Annotated in this window: 1 protein-coding gene; it reads right to left on the bottom strand. The window is 54.4% G+C overall.

The window, feature by feature from the left end; translation table 11 throughout:
• On the bottom strand, positions 1–912 hold a 912-nt coding region (locus ASC50_RS00815; protein ID WP_158648226.1), incomplete at both ends, for a dihydropteroate synthase.

The raw sequence follows: 912 nt of genomic DNA, 5'->3' as shown, positions 1-912 counted from the left end.
TGGCAGAAACATTTTGCCCTCGCCAAAGAGTCGCCCCACCTCGTTCATGCCGTCCATCAGTGGTCCGTCGATGATTTCGATGGGGTTTTTGCTGGTTTTTAATGCCTCCGGCAGGTCGGTTTCCAAGAAATCGCCGATGCCTTTGATGAGGGCGTGGCGGAGGCGGTCAGCGAGGGGTTGGTTGCGCCATTCCAACTTGTCATTGCGGGCTTGTGTGGTGTCATTGCGGGCTTGACCCGCAATCCCCTGTTTTACATTGCCCTGCGCATACTCCATCAATTTATCCGCCGCCTCCTCATTGCGATTGAAAATCACATCCTCGACAAGCGTCCGCAACTCTGCCGAAATATCATCGTAGGCAAGTGTGGCAGCGGGATTTACGATGCCCATATCCATGCCTTTTTGCACTGCGTGGTAGAGGAAAACGGTGTGCATGGCTTCGCGCAGTTCGTTGAGACCGCGGAAAGCGAACGAGAGATTGCTCACGCCGCCGCTGACTTTCGCGCCCGGGAGGTTTTTCTTAATCCATTCGGTTGCCTGAATAAAGGCGAGGGCATAGCCGTTGTGCTCTTCAATGCCGGTTGCCACAGCCAGCACGTTGGGGTCAAAAATTATATCCTGCGGGGGGAAACCAGCCTGTTCGGTCAGCAGTTTATACATCCGTGCGCACACTTCAATTTTCCGCTCAAAGGTGTCTGCCTGCCCGTTTTCGTCAAAAGCCATCGCCACCACTGCTGCGCCGTAGGCGCGGATTTTGCGGGCTTTCTGCAAAAAATCGGCTTCGCCGTTTTTGAGGCTGATGGAATTGACCACCGACTTGCCTTGCAGCACTTTCAAGCCCGCCTCGATAATCTTCCAATCCGAACTGTCCACCATCACCGGCGCAATGGCAATATCCGGCTCTGAAGCCAT

The organism is Candidatus Symbiothrix dinenymphae, assembly GCF_001431085.1.
This window is presented reverse-complemented; position numbering and strand designations above follow the sequence as displayed.